Annotated in this window: 18 protein-coding genes; 7 read left to right on the forward strand and 11 right to left on the reverse strand. The window is 67.6% G+C overall.

Annotated features, from left to right (window positions below):
• Positions 1–55 precede the first annotated feature (55 nt).
• The 3 genes from CNE_RS18490 to CNE_RS18500 are packed head-to-tail and all read right to left on the reverse strand — an operon-like array spanning position 56 to position 2,978.
• The gene (locus CNE_RS18490) at positions 56–1,501 is read right to left on the reverse strand and encodes a LutB/LldF family L-lactate oxidation iron-sulfur protein (protein ID WP_013951798.1); all 1,446 of its coding nucleotides are present in this window, start codon (positions 1,499–1,501) and stop codon (positions 56–58) included.
• Entirely contained in the window at positions 1,498–2,199 is a 702-nt protein-coding gene (locus CNE_RS18495; RefSeq protein ID WP_013951799.1) for a LutC/YkgG family protein, read from the reverse strand. Before CNE_RS18495 ends, CNE_RS18490 begins: the two co-directional genes overlap by 4 nt.
• Complete coding sequence (locus CNE_RS18500) at positions 2,196–2,978, reverse strand: (Fe-S)-binding protein (protein WP_013951800.1); 783 nt, start codon at positions 2,976–2,978, stop codon at positions 2,196–2,198. Before CNE_RS18500 ends, CNE_RS18495 begins: the two co-directional genes overlap by 4 nt.
• Positions 2,979–3,104: 126 nt before the next feature.
• On the opposite strand from CNE_RS18500, the gene CNE_RS18505 reads away from it, so the two are divergent.
• Complete coding sequence (locus tag CNE_RS18505) at positions 3,105–3,830, forward strand: FadR/GntR family transcriptional regulator (RefSeq protein ID WP_013951801.1); 726 nt, start codon at positions 3,105–3,107, stop codon at positions 3,828–3,830.
• A 46-nt stretch (positions 3,831–3,876) separates the two neighbouring features.
• Here CNE_RS18505 and CNE_RS18510 read toward each other — a convergent pair whose 3' ends face one another.
• Positions 3,877–4,914 carry an AI-2E family transporter gene (locus CNE_RS18510; RefSeq protein WP_013951802.1) on the reverse strand — a complete coding sequence of 346 codons (1,038 nt, stop codon included), beginning with the start codon at positions 4,912–4,914 and terminating at the stop codon, positions 3,877–3,879.
• A 203-nt stretch (positions 4,915–5,117) separates the two neighbouring features.
• On the opposite strand from CNE_RS18510, the gene CNE_RS18515 reads away from it, so the two are divergent.
• Together CNE_RS18515 and eutC are read left to right on the forward strand one after the other, a co-directional pair.
• Positions 5,118–6,500: an ethanolamine ammonia-lyase subunit EutB gene (locus CNE_RS18515; protein ID WP_013951803.1), complete on the forward strand. Its 1,383-nt coding sequence runs from the start codon at positions 5,118–5,120 to the stop codon at positions 6,498–6,500.
• Between the two features lie 10 nt (positions 6,501–6,510).
• A complete protein-coding gene (gene eutC / locus CNE_RS18520; RefSeq protein WP_013951804.1) occupies positions 6,511–7,296 on the forward strand; it encodes an ethanolamine ammonia-lyase subunit EutC in 786 nt (261 codons plus the stop codon).
• Positions 7,297–7,392: 96 nt separating this feature from the next.
• On the opposite strand, the gene CNE_RS18525 is transcribed toward eutC, so the two are convergent.
• The 4 genes from CNE_RS18525 to CNE_RS18540 form a co-directional block, all read right to left on the reverse strand.
• A complete protein-coding gene (locus CNE_RS18525) occupies positions 7,393–7,866 on the reverse strand; it encodes an aminoacyl-tRNA deacylase (protein WP_013951805.1) in 474 nt (157 codons plus the stop codon).
• A gap of 456 nt (positions 7,867–8,322) precedes the next feature.
• Positions 8,323–9,459, reverse strand: coding sequence for an IS110 family RNA-guided transposase (locus CNE_RS18530; RefSeq protein WP_013951806.1), 1,137 nt, complete (start codon positions 9,457–9,459; stop codon positions 8,323–8,325).
• 81 nt (positions 9,460–9,540) lie between these two features.
• On the reverse strand, positions 9,541–10,476 hold the full coding sequence (locus CNE_RS18535) for a LysR family transcriptional regulator (RefSeq protein WP_013951807.1): 936 nt from the start codon (positions 10,474–10,476) through the stop codon (positions 9,541–9,543).
• Between the two features lie 92 nt (positions 10,477–10,568).
• Entirely contained in the window at positions 10,569–11,882 is a 1,314-nt protein-coding gene (locus CNE_RS18540; protein ID WP_013951808.1) for an MFS family transporter, read from the reverse strand.
• A 447-nt stretch (positions 11,883–12,329) separates the two neighbouring features.
• Here CNE_RS18540 and CNE_RS18545 point away from each other — a divergent pair, with 447 nt between their 5' ends.
• Positions 12,330–12,647, forward strand: a complete 318-nt coding sequence (locus tag CNE_RS18545) for a hypothetical protein (protein ID WP_228772747.1) — start codon at positions 12,330–12,332, stop codon at positions 12,645–12,647.
• Positions 12,648–12,693: 46 nt separating this feature from the next.
• On the opposite strand, the gene CNE_RS18550 is transcribed toward CNE_RS18545, so the two are convergent.
• Positions 12,694–13,443: an SDR family oxidoreductase gene (locus CNE_RS18550; RefSeq protein WP_013951810.1), complete on the reverse strand. Its 750-nt coding sequence runs from the start codon at positions 13,441–13,443 to the stop codon at positions 12,694–12,696.
• A gap of 262 nt (positions 13,444–13,705) precedes the next feature.
• Between CNE_RS18550 and CNE_RS18555 the strand changes: the two genes are divergently transcribed.
• Positions 13,706–14,476 (forward strand): ferredoxin--NADP reductase, encoded by a 771-nt coding sequence (locus tag CNE_RS18555; RefSeq protein ID WP_013951811.1) that lies wholly within the window; start codon positions 13,706–13,708, stop codon positions 14,474–14,476.
• A gap of 61 nt (positions 14,477–14,537) precedes the next feature.
• Here CNE_RS18555 and fumC read toward each other — a convergent pair whose 3' ends face one another.
• Positions 14,538–15,944: a class II fumarate hydratase gene (gene fumC, locus CNE_RS18560; protein WP_013951812.1), complete on the reverse strand. Its 1,407-nt coding sequence runs from the start codon at positions 15,942–15,944 to the stop codon at positions 14,538–14,540.
• Between the two features lie 134 nt (positions 15,945–16,078).
• On the opposite strand from fumC, the gene CNE_RS18565 reads away from it, so the two are divergent.
• Positions 16,079–16,969 carry a LysR family transcriptional regulator gene (locus CNE_RS18565; RefSeq protein ID WP_041228504.1) on the forward strand — a complete coding sequence of 297 codons (891 nt, stop codon included), beginning with the start codon at positions 16,079–16,081 and terminating at the stop codon, positions 16,967–16,969.
• On the opposite strand, the gene CNE_RS18570 is transcribed toward CNE_RS18565, so the two are convergent.
• Positions 16,966–17,316 (reverse strand): four-helix bundle copper-binding protein, encoded by a 351-nt coding sequence (locus CNE_RS18570; protein ID WP_013951814.1) that lies wholly within the window; start codon positions 17,314–17,316, stop codon positions 16,966–16,968. The two genes, CNE_RS18565 and CNE_RS18570, sit on opposite strands and share 4 nt — an antisense overlap.
• Positions 17,317–17,639: 323 nt before the next feature.
• Between CNE_RS18570 and CNE_RS18575 the strand changes: the two genes are divergently transcribed.
• Entirely contained in the window at positions 17,640–18,014 is a 375-nt protein-coding gene (locus tag CNE_RS18575) for a hypothetical protein (protein ID WP_010814047.1), read from the forward strand.
• The last annotated feature ends 14 nt before the right edge of the window (positions 18,015–18,028 follow it).

The following is an 18,028-nucleotide window of genomic DNA, read 5'->3' on the forward strand; positions in this document are numbered from 1 at the left end:
GCTTTGGTGGTGTTTCGGGAAATCTTTGTTTTGTTTGCAAGCACTGCGTGAAGGCCTACTCCGGCTGTCCCTTCTCCTTCAGCAAATCCGCCAGGCTCTTCGCCGCCGGCTTCAGCGGCGTGCGGTGCTGCGTCCAGCCCATCTGCTTCGACGGCGTCAGCGCGCGCAGCCGCGTGGCGGCCCAGCGGAACAGCCGGTACGTCGCCGGGTGCGAATACGCGCCGCTCCAGAAGCGCCACACCAGGTGCTCGCCGCGGCTGTACTTCGCGCCCTGGCCGCGCAGCGGGTTGGCGACCTGCTCTTCCGGATCGCGGTTCGCCTCGGTGCGCAGGCGCACCAGCAGTTGCGGGATCGGGATGCGTACCGGGCATACCTCGCCGCAGGCGCCGCACAGGCTCGACGCGGTGGCCAGGTCGGCGGTGGCGTCCAGCCCCAGCAGGTGTGGCGAGATGATCTTGCCGATGGGGCCGGGATAGGTCGTGCCGTAGGCGTGGCCGCCGATGCGCGTGTAGACCGGGCAGTGGTTCATGCACGCGCCGCAGCGGATGCATTGCAGCGTGGCGCGCAGCTGCGTGTCGGCATAGGCCTGGGTGCGGCCGTTGTCGAGCAGCACCAGGTGGACCTCGCGCGGGCCATCGCGCTCGCCCGCGCGGCGCGGCCCTGAGATCAGGTTGAAGTAGGTGGTGATGGCCTGCCCGGTGGCCGAGCGCGTCAGCAGCGTGGACAGCGGCACGATGTGCTCCAGCCGGGCCACGACCTTCTCCATGCCCATGATGGCGATATGCACGTCGGGCACGGTGGTGGAAAGCCGGCCGTTGCCCTCGTTCTCCACCAGCCACAGCGTGCCGGTGTCGGCGGCGGCGAAGTTCACGCCGGACAGGCCGATATCCGCTTCGACAAAGGCTTGGCGCAGCGCACGGCGGCCGGTCTGGATCAGCGCGTCGACATCCTCGGTATAGGGCGTGTCGGGGATATGCGCCTGGAATAGCTGCGCGATATCGCCCTTGGTCTTGTGGATCGCCGGCATCACGATATGCGAGGGCTTCTCGCCGGCCAGCTGGACGATGTACTCGCCCATGTCCGACTCGATGCAGTCCACGCCGCGCTCGGCCAGGTAATGGTTCAGCTCGATTTCCTCGCTGGCCATCGACTTGCCCTTGATCACGCGCTGCGCCTGCTTCGATGCCGCGATGCGGTGGATGATCGCGTTGGCTTCGTCGGCGTTCTCGGCCCAGTGCACCTGCACGCCGGCGGCGGTGAGCTTTGCCTCCAGCTGCACCAGCAGGTCCGGCAGGTTGGCCAGCGCGTGCTGGCGCACCGCCTCGCCCAGGTCGCGCAGGCGTTCCAGCTCATCCGCGTCGGGGAACTGCGCCAGGCGCTTGCCCTGCAGGAAGTCCATCGCGCCGCGGAAGCTCTGGCGCAGCTTGGGATCGTCCAGCGCCTCGCGGGCGCGTGCCTTGAAGTCCTGCGGCGGAACAAAATTGAGTGTGTGCTGGCTCATTGCCCGGCCTCCGCAGTGTCGGTCTCGATGATGACCCACAGCCGGCGCGGACCATGCGCGCCGTAGGCCAGCGTCTGCTGGATGTCGGAGGTCTTGGACGGGCCGGAGATCAGCACCAGGTTGGTCGGCATGCCGTCGGACCAGCGTTCGGTGCGCGCGGCCATATGCAGGTCGGTGTGCAGCGTCGAGGCGCGCACCAGCGCGACATGCAGCGGCGGCACCAGCGACACCGTGCGTGGCGAGCCCGCATCGGGCGCGACCACCAGCGTGCCGGTGGCGGCAATGCCGGAGCGCGCCACAGTGAAGCCGGCATCGATGGTGTCGAACAGCTCCGCCTTCCAGGCTTCGATCGGGCGGTCGTAGCCGATGGCTTCGATATGGGCCGGCAGGGCGGCCGCCAGCGCGGCACCGGCCTGGCTGGCGGGATCAAGCAGCAGGCGCTTCACGCCGGCATTGGCCAGCTCGGTGGCCAGCAATGCCGGCCAGGCCGCCTCGCTGGCGCACCAGACCTCGGCATGCAGGCCTTGCAGTGCCGCCAGCATCGCGCCGGTCAGTTCGCCAATGGCGGGCGCGCCGTGGCGGCGTGCCTCGAAATGGCCGTCGATGCGGCGGTCGAGTTCCGCGGTGCGTGGGGAAGGTGCAGGCGCGGCAGCGCGCAGCCGGCCGAGCATGCGTTCGCGGGCGCCGGGCGTGCTCATGCGGCACCTCCGGTACGGCGCCACAGGAAGGTGGCCAGGTGCTCCACCTGCAGCGGGGCGTGGTCATGCGCCGCGGTATGGCCGATATTGAGCAGGCAGCCGCAGTCGGCCGAGACCAGCCGGTCGCAGCCGGTGGCGCAGGCCGAGGCCACCTTGTCGCGCACCATGGCGCCGGAGATATCGGGATGCTTGAGCGAGAAGGTGCCGCCAAAGCCGCAGCATTCTGACTCGCGTTCATGCTCCACGCGGGTCACGCCCGGCAGCGTGTCGACCAGGGCCACGCCGTGCTGGCGCGTACCCATTTCTCGACGGGCGCCGCACGAGGTATGCAGCACGATGCGCTCCTGCGGCTGGCCCGCCGGTGCGGCATCGCCAAAATCCAGCTTCAGCACATGGAGCAGGAACTCGCCCAGTTCATAGATGCGTCCGGCCAGTTCCAGTGCCTTGGGGCCGGCCACCGGATCGTCGGCAAAGAGCTGCGGCCAGTGGTGGCGCATCATGCCCGCGCACGAGCCCGACGGCACGATCACCGGCCAGGGCTGGCTGAACAGGTCGAGCTGGGCGCGCGCCACCGCACGGGCCGCGTCGGGGTTGCCGCTGCTGTAGGCGGGCTGGCCGCAGCAACTCTGGCCGCGCGGGAAGTGCACGGTGAGCCCTTCGCGTTCAAGCAGCCGCACGGCGTCGAGGCCGGCCTGCGGCACGAACATGTCGACCAGGCAGGTGGCAAACAGGTAGGCCTGCGCGGGGGCAGGGCCGGTGGGGTACTGACGATCCATCATGTCTCGCTCCGGACGTGCTGGGGTCGCACGTTTCGGCGCATAATTCCCGCTTCTGCGCGGCGGTACAAATTGGTTGGACCAATCTGCCCGGCGACCCGCGCAAGCTCAGGAGCGAGGACATACGGCATGACGGCAGCGGCAGCAAGGCACGGGCGCACCCGCGGACGCGTGGAGTCGGTCATGCGCCGGATCGAGACCGCGCTGCTCGACGGCACCTGGCCGCCCGGCACGCGGCTGCCGGCCGAGCGGGTGCTGGCCGGGCAATACGAGGTGGCGCGCAACACCGTGCGCGAGGCGATCCAGCGCCTGGCCGCGCGCGGCCTGCTGCAGAGCCGGCGCGGTGCCGGGGTCTACGCCACCGACCAGCTGCGCGCCGGCATTGCCTCGCCCTGGGGCCAGCTGGTGGCCGACCACCCCGCGCTGCGCGACGACATCCTGGAGTTCCGCCGCGTGCTGGAGGGCGCGACCGCGTATTTTGCGGCGCTGCGCGCGGATGCCGCTGACGTGAAACGGATCCGCGCCCTGATGGCCGAGCTGGAACGCGCGCGTGCCGCCGACGACAAGCAGGCAGAGGCCGATGCCGATGCGCAGTTGCATGACGCCATCGCCCAGGCCTCGCACAACACCATGTTCCTGCACCTGCATACCAGCGTGATCGGCATGCTGCGCGAGCACATCACCATCAACGGCACCGGCCTGCGCGAACAGGACGACGGCGCCTCAGACCTTCTGTTGCTGCAGCACCGCACGCTGTGCGATGCGATTTGCGCGCGCCGCCCGGAAGAGGCGCGCACCGCCATGCAGACCCATATCGACTTCGTGCGCAGCCGGGTGGAGCAGGACGGCGCCTGAATCAGGTATTGGTCCTACCAACGCTGCGGCATGCCGGCCGCGGCACTCAGATCAGCCCGGCGCCGGCAAGCTCCCGCTTCAGGTAGGCGTAGAAGATCGGTCCGGCGATCACGCCCGGGATGCCGAACAGCGTTTCCATCAGCAGCATCACCGTCAGCAGTTCCCACGCCGCGGCCTGGATGCGCGCACCGATGATGCGTGCGTTCAGGAAGTACTCCAGCTTGTGGATCACCACCAGGAACACCAGCGACGCCACCGCGATCGGCAACGACACCGACAGCGAGGCCACCACGATGGCGGTGTTGGAAATCAGGTTGCCCAGCACCGGCAGCAGCCCGGCCACGAAAGTGATCACCAGCAGCGTCTTGGTCAGCGGCAGGTGCACGCCAAAGAGCGGCAGCACCAGCAGCAGGTAGATCGCCGTCAGCACGGTGTTGATGGTCGAGATCTGGATCTGCGCGAAGATGAACTGCGAGAACGCCTGCTGCAGCGTGCGTGCGCGCGCCACCAGCGCCGCGGCCAGCGGCCGGCGGTTGGGCCGCACCACCGCGCGGTACAGCGCCACCATCGCGCCGATCACCAGCCCGATCAGGATATGCACCAGCGTGCGCAGCACCTCGGCACCCAGCTTCTGCGCCATCGCGGCATGCTCGCGCAGCGTCTCGATCAGCGTGTTGGCCAGCTCGTCCACGCCGTTGGGCAGCGCATCGCTGAGCCACGGCGGCATCTGCCCACGCGAGCGGTCGATGATGTCGGCCACATGGTTGAGCAGCCCGTCCAGGGTATTGCCCTCGCCACTGACAAAGCGCACCAGCAGCCAGCCCGCCAGCGTCAGCGCCAGCAGGATCAGCGCCGACAGGATGGCCACGGCCAGGGCGTCGTGGCGCTGGTTCAGGCGCTTCAGGCGCGGCGCCAGCACGTCCACCAGCGAGTACAGCAGCAGCCCGGACAGCAATGCCGCCACCAGGTTGGCGTGGAGCACGGTCCAGAGCGCCAGGGCGGTCAGCAGGTAAGCGACGGTGCCGACGCTGTACCACGCGGCCGGCAGCAGGCGCGGGGTGGTGGTCGGGTCGGGGTCTTTCATCGGGGTCTCCGGCATGCAATTTGCTCAAATTTATTCTGAATTCTCGCCGATCCAGATGTTGTTCCTGAGTCAGGCCGTGTGCGCTGAGGCGATGTTGGCATCACGGCACACGCAAAGGCTGTCTATATTAGGGGGAATCGTGCCCGGCAAGGCGCCTGGCGCACCGCTGTCATCGTTTTCCCCAGAGCCCAGGAACGGAGCGCATGGCCTACACCCACACCATCGGCACCCACCGCCACGTCTTTGCCGACCTGCGCACGCTGCTGGCCCGGGCCAGCCCTGCGCGCTCCGGCGACGCGCTGGCGGGCGTTGCCGCGGCCAGCGAGCAGGAGCGGATGGCCGCGCGGCTGGCGCTGGCAGAGGTGCCGCTCAAGCAGTTCCTGACCGAGGCGCTGGTGCCGTATGAGGACGACGAGGTCACGCGCCTGATCCTGGACCGGCACGATGGCGCGGCCTTTGCCGCCATCGGCGCCACCACCGTGGGCGACCTGCGCAACTGGCTGCTGCTGCATGAGACCGACAGCGCCACGCTGGCGCGGGTGGCGCCGGGGATCACCCCGGAGATGGCCGCCGCGGTCAGCAAGCTGATGCGCAACCAGGACCTGGTGGCGGTGGCGCGCAAGTGCCAGGTGGTGACGCGATTTCGCAGCACGGTGGGGCTGCCGGGCCGGCTCTCGGTGCGGCTGCAGCCCAACCACCCGACTGACGATCCCAAGGGCATTGCCGCGTCGATCATCGACGGGCTGCTCTATGGCTGCGGCGATGCCACCATCGGCGTCAACCCGGCTTCGGACAACCTGGGCGCCATCGTCTCGCTGCTGCGCATGATCGATGAGCTGCGCAGCCGCTTCGACATCCCCACGCAATCCTGCGTGCTGACCCATGTCACCAACACGCTGCGCGCGATCGGGCAGGGCGCGCCGGTGGACCTGGTGTTCCAGTCGGTGGCCGGCAGCGAGCGCGCCAATGCGGCCTTTGGCATCAGCCTGTCGCTGCTGGCCGAGGCGCACGATGCCGCGCAGGCGCTCGCGCGCGGCACCGTTGGCGACAACCTGATGTACTTTGAGACCGGGCAGGGCAGCGCGCTGTCGGCCAATGCGCACCACGGCGTCGACCAGCAGACCATGGAGGCGCGCGCCTACGCGGTGGCGCGCGCGTTCTCGCCGCTGCTGGTCAATACGGTGGTGGGCTTTATCGGTCCCGAATACCTGTACGATGGCAAGCAGATCATCCGCGCCGGGCTGGAAGACCACTTCTGCGGCAAGTTGATGGGGGTGCCGATGGGCTGCGACGTCTGCTACACCAACCATGCCGAGGCCGACCAGGACGACATGGACACGCTGCTGACGCTGTTCGGCGTGGCCGGCATCAATTTCATCATGGGCGTGCCCGGCGCCGACGACATCATGCTGAACTACCAGAGCACCTCGTTCCACGATGCGCTGTACCTGCGCGAGGTGCTGGGGCTGCGCCCCGCGCCGGAGTTCGAGGCCTGGCTGCAGCGCATGGGCATTGCCGATGCCAGCGGCAGGCTGCTCGAGCCCGCCGCGCGCCAGCCGCTGCTGCAGATGGCCCACAGCCTGTAAGGTGCAGCCGATGACGGCCAGACGCCCGCCTCCCGCCGCTCCTGCCAACGCCGATGCCGACCCGTGGCAACGCCTGCGCCAGTTCACGCGCGCGCGCGTAGCGCTGGGCCGTACCGGCCACAGCCAGACCACCGATGCGGTGCTGGCCTTCGGGCTGGCCCATGCGCAGGCGCGCGATGCGGTGCACCTGCCGCTGGACGTGGGCGCGGTCACCGCGGCGCTGGATGCGGCGGGGGTACAGAACCTCGCCGTGCACAGCGCGGCGCCGGACCGCGCGCACTACCTGCGGCGCCCCGACCTGGGCCGGCGCCTGGACGATGCCAGCCGCGCGCGGCTGGCCGCGGCACGGCCGGGCGACGCGCCCGATGTGGTGTTCGTGGTTGCCGACGGCCTGTCCGCGCTGGCCACGCAGACGCACGCGCTGCCGTTGCTCGATGCCACCCGCGCGCGCTTGCCGCAGACATGGCGCATCGGCCCGGTGGTGGTGGCCGAGCAGTCGCGCGTGGCGCTGGGCGACGAGATCGGCGAGCTGCTTGGCGCGCGCCAGGTGGTGATGCTGATCGGCGAACGGCCCGGCCTGAGCTCGCCCGACAGCCTTGGCATCTACCTGACCCATGCGCCGCGCACGGGCCGCACCGATGCCGAGCGCAACTGCATCTCCAACGTGCGCCCCGAAGGCCTGCCGTATGCGCAGGCCGCCGACCGGCTCGCCTTCCTGCTGCGCGGCGCGGCGGCATTGGGCCGCTCGGGCGTGGACCTGAAGGACGACAGCGTGCCGGCGTTGCCTGAAGGCTGAAGCGTCTGCATCCCCCACCCGCCAGCATGCAAAACGGCCACCACGCGGGTTCGCAACCCGCGTGGTGGCCGTTCAGTGGCCAATAAAAAGCGCCGCTTACATCATGCGGCGCGAAAACTGCCCGTGCCCAGCGTCCGACATCAGCCGCGAGAACTGTTCGCCGCTCATGTGCACCAGTTCCTGGTGGTCGCCGCCTTCGAAATACACGTCGGGCTGCGCCATCAGGCTGTCGTCCACATAGGTCTGCATGCCGTAGGCCATCGCCACCGGCGGGATCGCGCCGAGGTCGCAATCCTTGAAGATCTCGCGGATCTCGTCCTCATGCGCCAGTACCAGGTTGCGCCCGGTCTGTTCGCAGATGGCGGCCATGTGCAGATGGTGGCTTGAAGGAATCACGGCGGCGACATAGCCGCGGTCATCCTCCAGCAACAGCGTCTTGGCCAGCCGGTCCCCGGGAACATGCGCGGCCTCGGCAGTGGCCATGCTGCTGAGGGTGTAGGGGTGGCGGATGATGTCGTACTGGGTGTTCTTGCTGCTCAGGCAGCTTGCAAGCGTGCTAGCCAGGGCCATGGTAGCTCCTCAGGTGCGGATGCGCCGACGGTTATCCTTGTGCTCCTACTATAGTCCGTGGCGCCGCTGCCGAAGGCGACGCGCCCAGGGTCTGTTCCCCCATGGGAACAGACCCTTCTATGAGGGCGAGGATGTCAAGCTCCTCCGGGATTGAATTTCCATAGACATGACTGGCGCGATGCTTTCTCCTTGCAAGCCTCGAATCTTCGTGGGCTGACACGGCGTGAAACCGAGGTCGGGGTTACTTAAGGCCGGGACCCAGCCCCGGTCTACCTTCTATCCGTGCCCGGCGCAAGGCCGGGTCACCACATACCGCATGCGCGAAGCGCTGGAACACCCCTGTTACCTGCGCGCGCCCCATCTAGAAGAACGGCTACCCGCTGGGGGCAGCCCGAGTCTGTTACGGGCGCGCTGACCTGCGATCGTTACCGCTTAGCCTTCCATACTCAGGCGGCATCACGTTGCGACTGGTTTGAAGCTGGCCTGGACTGGAATCTCGCCGTACTCGAGATAGCGCCACAGGCCAATAGCCAATCGCCGTGCCAGTGCCACAATACCGATGCGCCGCATGCGCTTGCCACCTGGCGCAAAGCGCTCATTGAACCATTGGGTGAGCTGACTTGCAGGCTGGTAGCGTAACCAGCTCCACGCCAGTTCAATCATCAGCCAGCGGGCTCGTTTGTTGCCAGCCTTGCTGATGCCTTGCTCGACCTGGCTTTCGCCGCTGCTGTAGGGCGTCGGCGCCAAGCCCAGGGAGCTGGCGACTTCGCGTCGGTTGTGAAAGTTCCGCCAGCCAAACAGTTCCTTGACCAGGATCCAGGCACTGCCGACGCCAATCCCGCGCAGCCGCGCGAGCAGGGCGATCGCCGGCTGCGCGCCGGTCTTTACGGTCGCGTGCTGCTGGGCTTCGATCGTCCTGATCTGCGTAACCGCCAGTGACAGTCGCGCGACACTGCGCTCGATCTCGGCGCGCAGCCCCACAGGCAGTTGCGCGCCATGATCGTTCCACCAGTGCGCCCAGGAACGGCCGCCGACGTGGGCGACCCGCAGGTTGTGCAATACCAGCAGCGAGCGAATTCGGTTGCTGAGGGCGGTGCGTTCCTGCCTGAGTCGCCCCAGTTCCCGGTGCAACCGCCGCTCGTCTTCTTGCTCCGGGGTGGGAACCCGCGCGACGCCCCACACGCGTCGCTCCCCCGCGTGATAACGCAGCAGCATCGAGAGCAGCTTGTCGCCGTCGAGCCGGTCGGTCTTGGCACGTCGTGCACGCCGGTTGACTTCGATACTGGACGAGTCCACCACCAGGTTATCAATGCCTTGTTCGGTCAGCCAGCGGTGCAGCCAGAAGCCATCGCGGCCAGCCTCGTAACAGCTGCGGACCGGCACCTGCGATGTCAGTCCGCAGCGTGCTTTGGCCTTGGCAATCGCTCGCAGGACCGCGTCCTTGTCACCGGCCGCCACCGTATACCGGCTCGGCCCGCGTACGCCGTCGCCAAGCGACAGCTTCCAACTCTTCTCGCCCAGTTCGAAGGCCATATACAGTCGACCAATAACTGCCCTATCCTGTCCTTGAAGGGCTGTGTCAGGCGCATTCATTTGCAGGCTCCTTTCGTAAAACGGGTTCGTGAAGCTTCGTTTTACTCCAGGGGGCTTATCTGTCCAGCCCTTCCATAGTATCTAGCGGTGCAGGCGCGGCCACACTGCCTGCAGCTCGGTCTTCAGGAAGTTCAGCAGATAGCGCGTGGCCAGCGTCTGGTAGCGGTTGGGCATGGTCAGCATATAGAGCTTGCTGCCGAACACGCTGATGCGGTAGTCACAGAGCAGCGGCACCAGCGCGCCGCTGTCCAGTTCGGCGCCGATCGCATAGATCGGGAGAATGCCGATCCCCAGGCCTGCCAGCACCGACTCCTTCAGGAAAGCAAAGTTTTCCGAGGTCAGCGTCGGTTCGAGCACCACCTGCTCGCGCGTTTCGTTCGCGTCATGGCCTTCATCGGCATCCAGCCGCGTGCCCGATGCCTTGAGTTTCTGGCCCACCGGCGACGCGCACACCATCGCATGTCCTTGCAGCCCGGTGAGTGTTTTCGGCGCAGGATGCGCGGCGAGATACCCCGGCGACGCGCACACGATCCAGTCGACTTCGCCAATCTCCGTGGCGACCACCGAATCGGGCGGGGTGGAGATAATGCGCAGCGCCACGTCCACGTCCTCGGACACCAGGTTGTGCACGCGGTTGTCGAACATGACGTCAAGCGTGATGTCGGGATAGCGCTGCTTGAACAGCACCAGCAGCGGCGACAGTAGCGTATGCCCCAGCCCTGTGGGCACCGAGAGCCGCACATGGCCCTGCAGGCTCTTGCCCATATTGCTGATCAGCGCATTGGCGGCCGCTACTTCGCCCAGGATGTTGCGGCCGTGCTCGTACAGGCCGGCGCCGACCGGGGTCGGCTCGACATGGCGCGTGGTCCGGCGCAGCAGCTGCACGCCCAGCTCTTCTTCGAGCGCCTTGAGCCGGTAGCTCACATTGGCGCGCGTCATCTTGAGCTTGCGCGCGGCCGCGCTCAGGTTGCCCGCATCGACGATGTCGACGAACAGGCGCAGGGCGTTCAGGTCCATGGGGTGATCAATGAAAGACGGGGGCAATTGCGGCCCCCGTATATTGCCATGCTCGTGGCGGCGTCCCGCGGCATTGCACCGCGGGGTGCGCATCAATGCTCGTGATGCAGGTATTTGGCCTGGCGCGGCAGGCGCAGGCTGACGAAGAAGGCAATCACCATCATCGCCGTCACATACCAGTAGAACGCGGTCTCGTGGCCGAGCGTCTTCATGCCCAGCGCCACGTATTCGGCGGAGCCGCCGAAGATCGCGTTGGCGATGGCATAGGCCAGGCCCACGCCCAGCGCGCGCACCTCGGGCGGGAACATCTCGGCCTTCACGATGCCGCTGATCGAGGTGTAGAAGCTGACGATGGCCAGCGCCACGGCGATCAGCACAAAGGCAAGCTCGGGGCTGCTGACCTTGCCCAGTGCGGTCAGGATCGGCACCGTGCAGAGCGCACCCAGCGCGCCGAACAGCAGCATGTTGGTGCGCCGGCCGATGCGGTCGGACAGCGCGCCGAACACCGGCTGCATGCACATGTACAGGAACAGGCATCCCGTCATCACATAGCTGGCGGTCTTGATCGACATGCCGGCGGTGTTGACCAGGTACTTCTGCATATACGTGGTGAAGGTGTAGAAGATCAGCGAGCCGCCCGCGGTATAGCCGAGCACCGTGAAGAAGGCGGCCTTGTGGTTGCGGAACAGCGCGGCCACGCTGCCGGCTTCCTTGCTGCCGCGGGTGGCTGCCGACGAGGTCTCGTGCAGCGTGCGGCGCAGGAACAGCGCCACCACCGCGGTGACCGCGCCGACCACGAACGGGATGCGCCAGCCCCAAGCCTTCAGTTCGGCCTCGTCCAGCAGTTGCTGCAGGATCACCACCACCAGCACCGCCAGCAACTGGCCGCCGATCAGCGTCACATACTGGAACGACGAGAAGAAGCCGCGCCGGCCGCGCAGCGCCACCTCGCTCATATAGGTGGCGGTGGTGCCGTATTCGCCGCCGACCGACAGGCCCTGGATCAGGCGCGCGAGCAGCAGCAGCGCCGGCGCCCAGTTGCCGATGCTGGCATAGGTGGGCAGGCAGGCGATCAGCAGCGAGCCGGCGCACATCATGATCACCGAGATCAGCATCGAGTTCTTGCGGCCGTGGCGGTCGGCGATGGTGCCGAACAGCCAGCCGCCGATGGGCCGCATCAGGAAGCCGGCGGCAAACACGCCGGCGGTGTTCAGCAGTTGCGCGGTGGGATCGGACTTGGGGAAGAATGACGGCGCAAAGTAGATCGCGCAGAAGGCGTAGACGTAGAAGTCGAACCATTCGACCAGGTTGCCCGACGAGGCGGCGACGATGGCGTAGATGCGCTTGCGCACCTCCTCGCGGCTCGGGGCGGCCGTCTGGGCTAGGGTAGCGGGGAGATCGGTCATGTTGTTGTCTTGCAGTCAGGGCGGCGCAGGGCAGCCGCGGGTCAGGTCGCGCTGCGCAGTGCTGGCGGCAGATGCCGGAAACATGGCGGCCGCAGGCCACCGGAACGGTGGGCGGCAAGGGGGAACACGGGGAAGGCCGGGCGGGAGCCCGTCGGTCTGGGGCGTGAACTGGCGCGCACTGCGGCGCATTTGCCATCGAAGCGTAGCCCGATCCGCCGGACCTGCACACCCCTTGGGTGTGCTGCGGTGCAGCATAGGCCTGCCGGTCGACGCAGCCATCAGGGTTTGCGGGCGATTGTCCACGTGGCTGGACACTGAATCCGGCTGCGGCCCGTCTGGCGCCCGGCCGCAACAGGGTGTTGCGTGCGCTGCGGCTTGCACTGTGCGCGGGTCTGGGCAATGATGCGAGCCGGACCCTCAACTGGCCTACTGCGCCCCCCGTTTGCCATGCACCGCTCGTTGCGTCGATGGCTGTGCCTGCCGTTGCTCTTTGCCGCCGCCAGCGCCCCTGCCCAGGACCTGGTCGAATGCAAGCGGATCGAGCACGACCAACTGATCACAGCCTCGCAGGAAACGCTGCTGTTCCTGCGCTGCCGCGCGCGCCGGGTCGCGTATGAAGCGCCGCGCCTGAAGGGCGTTTCGCAGCGCGTAAAGGACGACCTGGTCTTCGCCTGCCTGGACCAGGCCGACGCCGTGGAGCACCAGCTGCGCGTGCGCCACGGCTACTCGCGCGAGGCGCTGGCGCGCCTGCGCTGCGAACTGTGAGGGCCGACGCCGGGGGGCTGAATTCCGGCCGGCGCGGACGGTCTGCTCAGGCAAAGCCGCCATTGACGCGCACCACCTGAGCATTGACCCACGCCCCATCCGGCCCGGCCAGGAACGACACCGCCGCGGCAATGTCCTCGGGCGTGCCCAGCCGCTCCAGTGGCGCCACTTTGGACAGCTGCGCCACCTGCGCTTCCGATTTGCCATCGAGGAACAGTTCGGTCGCGACCGGCCCCGGCGCTACCGCATTGACGGTGATGCCGCGCCCGCGCAGTTCGCTGGCCAGGACCCGCACCAGCCCTTCCACGCCTGCCTTGGCGGCGATATAGGGACCATATCCGGGGAAGGAGCGCGCGATCACGCTAGTCGACAGCGCAATGATGCGTCCGCCTTCGCCCAGCCGCGCGGCGGCTTCGCCCAGCACCAGGAAAGCGCCGCGCAGGTTGGTGGCGATGGTCTGGTCGAAGGCGTCCAGGCTGGCCGGCGCAACCGGCGCCATCTGCATGATGCCGGCGCTGTTGACGACCACGTCGAGCCGGCCGAACGCCTGCTGCGCGGCATCGAACAGCCGTGCCACGTCTGACGCCTGCGCCACATCGCCCTGGATAGCGATGGCATTCACGCCGCTCTCGCGCGCCGCCGCCACCGTCGCTTCGGCCCGGGCGGCGTTGCCGGCGTAGCCAATGGCTACGTCGAAGCCGTCGGCGGCCAGCCGCAACGCGATGGCGCGGCCGATGCCGCGGGAGGCGCCGGTGACGAGCGCGGCGCGGCGGGAGATGGCTGGGGTGGAGGTCATGGCAGTTTCCTTGGGAGCGAATGGAAGATGACCTCATGATGGATGTTGGCTGTCTTTGGATAAATTCGCGAAAAGTAGTTTGATTAGCCAGAATTTCTTAACAATATCGGGCGTGCCGCATGCGCCGCACCGCATTGCACATCCCGGAAATCCCGCGCTGGCGTTGCAGGCTCCGCCTGCGCCGCCCCCAGGCATGCGTTAAGATTCTTCCTTTCCAGCCGTCTTTGGCGCTGCATCCTGCCGCTGTATCCCGCGTTTCGCCATGAGCAACCTGAACCAGCAATCCATCCTCTCCGTCCATCACTGGACCGACACCCTTTTCAGCTTCACCTGCACGCGCGACCCTGGTTTTCGCTTTGAAAATGGCCAGTTCGCCATGGTCGGGCTGGAAGTGAACGGCCGCCCGCTGCTGCGCGCCTACAGCATCGCCAGCGCCAACTATGAGGAAACGCTGGAATTCTTCAGCATCAAGGTGCCCGATGGCCCGCTGACCTCGCGCCTGCAGCACCTGCGCGAGGGCGACCAGATCTTCGTCGGCAAGAAGCCGACCGGCACGCTGCTGGTGGACAACCTGCTGCCCGGCAAGACGCTGTGGCTGCTGGCCACCGGCACCGGCCTGGCGCCGTTCCTGTCGATCATCCGCGATCCGGAGGTCTACGAGCGCTACGACAAGGTCGTGCTGACCCACACCTGCCGCTTCGTTGAAGAGCTGGCCTATCGCGAGCTGATCCAGGAACACCTGCCGCAGCACGAGCACCTGGGCGATCTGGTGCGCGAAAAGCTGGTGTACTTCCCGACCGTGACGCGCGAAGAGTTCGACAACCGCGGCCGCATCACCGACCTGATCGCCTCGGGCGAGCTGTTCGAGCGACTGGGCGTGGAGCCGTTCTCGCTGGAGAACGACCGCATCATGCTGTGCGGCAGCCCGGACATGCTCAAGGACGTCCGCGGCATCCTGGAAGCGCGCGGATTCGCCGAAGGCAATATGAGCCATCCCGGCCATTTCGTGCTGGAAAAGGCCTTCGTCGGCTAAGGCCGGCCTGCCCCGGCGCGGCTCGTTCCGTGCCGGGGCGCACCCTTGCTGTACCCCCCGGCTATACCTCCCGCGTCATCCCCTTCAGGTCGATCCACTCGGCAAACTGCGCCTCGGTGACATGCCCCGACGCGATCGCCGCCTCGCGCAGCGACAGGTTGCGCTTGACCGCCAGCTTGGCGATCTCTGCGGCCTTGTCGTAGCCGATATGCGGATTGAGCGCCGTCACCGGCATCAGCGAACGCTCCAGCAGTTCGGCGATGCGCTCGCGGTCGGCCTCGACGCCTTCGACCATATGCTCGGCAAAGCTCGACGCGGCCCCCGCCAGCAGGCTCACCGACTGCAGCAGGCTGTAGATGATCACCGGCTTGTAGGCGTTCAGCTCCAGCGTGCCCAGCCCGTTGGCCAGCGTCACCGTGGTGTGGTTGCCGATCACGCGGCAGCACACCATCGCCAGCGCCTCGGCCTGGGTCGGGTTGACCTTGCCCGGCATGATCGATGAGCCCGGCTCGTTGGCCGGCAGCACCAGCTCGGCAAAGCCGGCACGCGGGCCTGAGCCCAGCAGCATGAAGTCGCGCGCGATCTTCAGGAACGACGAGGCCGTGGTGCTGAGCGCGCCGGACAGGTCGGCCAGCGCATCGTGCGAGGCCTGCAGCGCATAGCGGTTGGGCGCGGGCTCGAACGGCAGGCCGGTGTAGTCGGCCAGCGCCCGCGCGAAGGCCGCGGCGAAGCCGTGCGGGGCGTTCAGGCCGGTGCCCACCGCGGTGCCGCCCTGTGCCACCGGCATCGCGCGCAGCATGGCCTGCTGCAGGCGCGACTGCGCATCGGCCACTTGCGTCATGTAGCCCGAGAACTCCTGCCCCAGCGTCAGCGGCACAGCATCCTGCAGGTGGGTGCGGCCGACCTTGACGATATCGGCAAAGGCTTCCACCTTGCGCGCGAAGGTCTGCTGCAGCTGCTCCAGTGCCGGCAGCAGTTCCTGCTGGATCGCGCGCGTGGCGGCGATATGCATCGCGGTGGGGAAGCTGTCATTGGAAGACTGGCTGGCGTTGACGTGGTCGTTGGGGTGCACCGGCGTCTTGCTGCCGACCTTGCCGCCCAGCAACTGAATCGCGCGGTTCGCGATGACCTCGTTCAGGTTCATGTTGGTCTGCGTACCGGACCCGGTCTGCCAGACCGACAGCGGGAACTCATCGGGCCAGCGGCCTTCGATGACTTCGGTCGCGGCCTGTTCGATCGCGTGCGCCAGTTCGGGCTTGAGCACGCCAAGCTCGCCGTTGGCGCGCGCCGCGCAAAGTTTCAGGATGGCGAAGGCCTCGATCAGTGCCGGCGGCATCTTCTCGTTGCCGATGCGGAAGTTCTGGCGCGAGCGCTCGGTCTGCGCCCCCCACAGGTGATCGGCGGGCACGGGCACGTCGCCCAGGCTGTCTTTCTCGATGCGGGTGGCGGAGGTGGACGGGGCAGACATGGGCAGACTCCTATGCAAGGCAGCGGACGGTTGGGCCGGGTGGCCTGGTGCAGTCCATTAGAATACCGCTTCACCGCGGCCGGCGCCCAGGCGCCCGCCGCCTTGCCTTGCCCTTAGCGACATCCCTCGGCCGCATGCTCATCGCCCAGCTCAAGTCCTTCTTCATGGTGGCCCGCATCGGCAGCGTCACGCAGGCCGCCAAGCGCCTGGGCCTGTCGCAGCCCACCATCACCGCGCAGATCCGCGCGCTGGAAGAAGCCTACGGGGTCGAGCTGTTCCACCGCGGCGGGCGCCGCCTGGCGCTGTCAGACGCGGGGCTGGCATTGCTGCCGCGCGTCGAGGCGCTGGTGCAGCAGGAAACCGAGATCGATTTCTTCCTGCGCCATTCGGGCGACCTGCGCACCGGCAGCCTGCGCGTGGGTGCGACCGCGCCCTACTATGTGCTGGAGCTGATCCGCAGCTTCAGCGAGCGCTTTCCCGCCATCGATGTCAGCGTGGTGACCGGCAATTCGCAGGAAGTGCTGGAAGCGCTGCAGGAATACCGCGTCGATATCGCCACCTCGTCGCAGCGGGTGGACGATGCGCGCCTGTCGCGCGTGCTGCTGGGCGTGGATCCGCTGATGCTGGTGGTGCACCGCACCCATGCGCTGGCCGGGCACACCGAAGTGGCCGTCAGTGCGCTGGCAGGCTGCCGCCTGCTGATGCGCGAACTCGGGTCGACCACGCGCATCGCCACCGAAGACATGCTGGCGCAGGCGCGCGTGAGCCCCGCGGCGCAGATGGAGATCGGCAGCCGGGAGTCGATCCGCGAGGCGGTGATACGCAACCTGGGCGTATCGGTGATTGCCCGGCACGAGGTGCCGAGCCATCCGGACCTGCGCGTGCTGGGCTTCACCGATGCCTCGCCCTGCCTGCACGAGTATCTCTATTGCCTGCGCGAGCGGCGTGGCGCCAGGCTGATCGATGCCTTCGTCGCGCTGGCCGAACCGCCGCAGGGGCAGCAGGAATCGGGCTGGGACCGCTAAGCCGTCATCTTCAGGCACTGCTCCATGCAGGCTGCGCAGGCGCGGGCGCAATCCTGGCAGTGCTCGTTGTCATGGTGCTCGCATTCCTCCTTGCACCACTTGCAGACTTCGGCGCAGTCTTCACACACCAGCGGCGCGAACTCGCTGTTGCGCAGCATGTAGGACGCGGCCAGCTGGGCGATGCCGGCGCAATCCATGTCCAGCGCGATGCAGCGCGCCATCTTGCGCACGTCCTGTTCTTCCAGGCAGGCCGCGGCGCACTTGAGTGCGGCAGCGGCTGCGGCATTGCAGGCGGCAATGCAGTCGGCGTAGCGGGCGGCGTTTTCCTGCACGGTGGGTCGGATCATGGAACGTCCTCCTTCGGGGGTAGGTGGATGGGACCAGCATGCACCACGGTGCCGGAAGCGGCGCATCCGCACGCGCACGGGGCATCGTTATCCACAATAGCAGGCGCTGGCGGTTCCTGTCGGCCCGGTATTTGCTGCGTCGCGCTGGTTACAATGCCATCTGAGCGCAGCAGATCGGCGACGGCGCGCACGCAACGTGGCCGTCACCTGCGACAATGGTCGGGCACCACCAGCACGCATTGCGCATCTAACGGGCACGGTCCCGCCGCACTGGCGGGGCCGATGCAAACACACACCGGCAGCACGGGGAAGGAAGGCACATCATGGGCGAGGCAAAACGGCGGGGTACCCCCGAGGAGCGTGCGGCACAGGCACGCGCAAAGATTGAGGCCTTGCGCCCCGCCCAGCTGGTCTGCGGGCACTGCAAGACCGCGTTCGCGCAATTCGACGCGCTCGACGTGCCGGGCCTGCCCGGCATCGATGCCGTGTTCGGCGGCGAATGCCCCGGCTGCGGCAACGACGTGGTGGTGTTCAAGGGCGCGCCCGATGCGGTGGCCCAGGCCATGATCGCGTGGGAGAAGATGCTGGGCGCCGATGCGCAGCTGGGCTACCAGTCCAGCGACGGCCGCCACGTACCGTTCGAGCCCGAGGGGGCCGGCGGCGCGGCGTCGGACAAGCCCGGCGGCACCATCCACTGAGCCCTCGGCCGGGG

The organism is Cupriavidus necator N-1 (genome assembly GCF_000219215.1).
Taxonomy (GTDB): domain Bacteria; phylum Pseudomonadota; class Gammaproteobacteria; order Burkholderiales; family Burkholderiaceae; genus Cupriavidus; species Cupriavidus necator.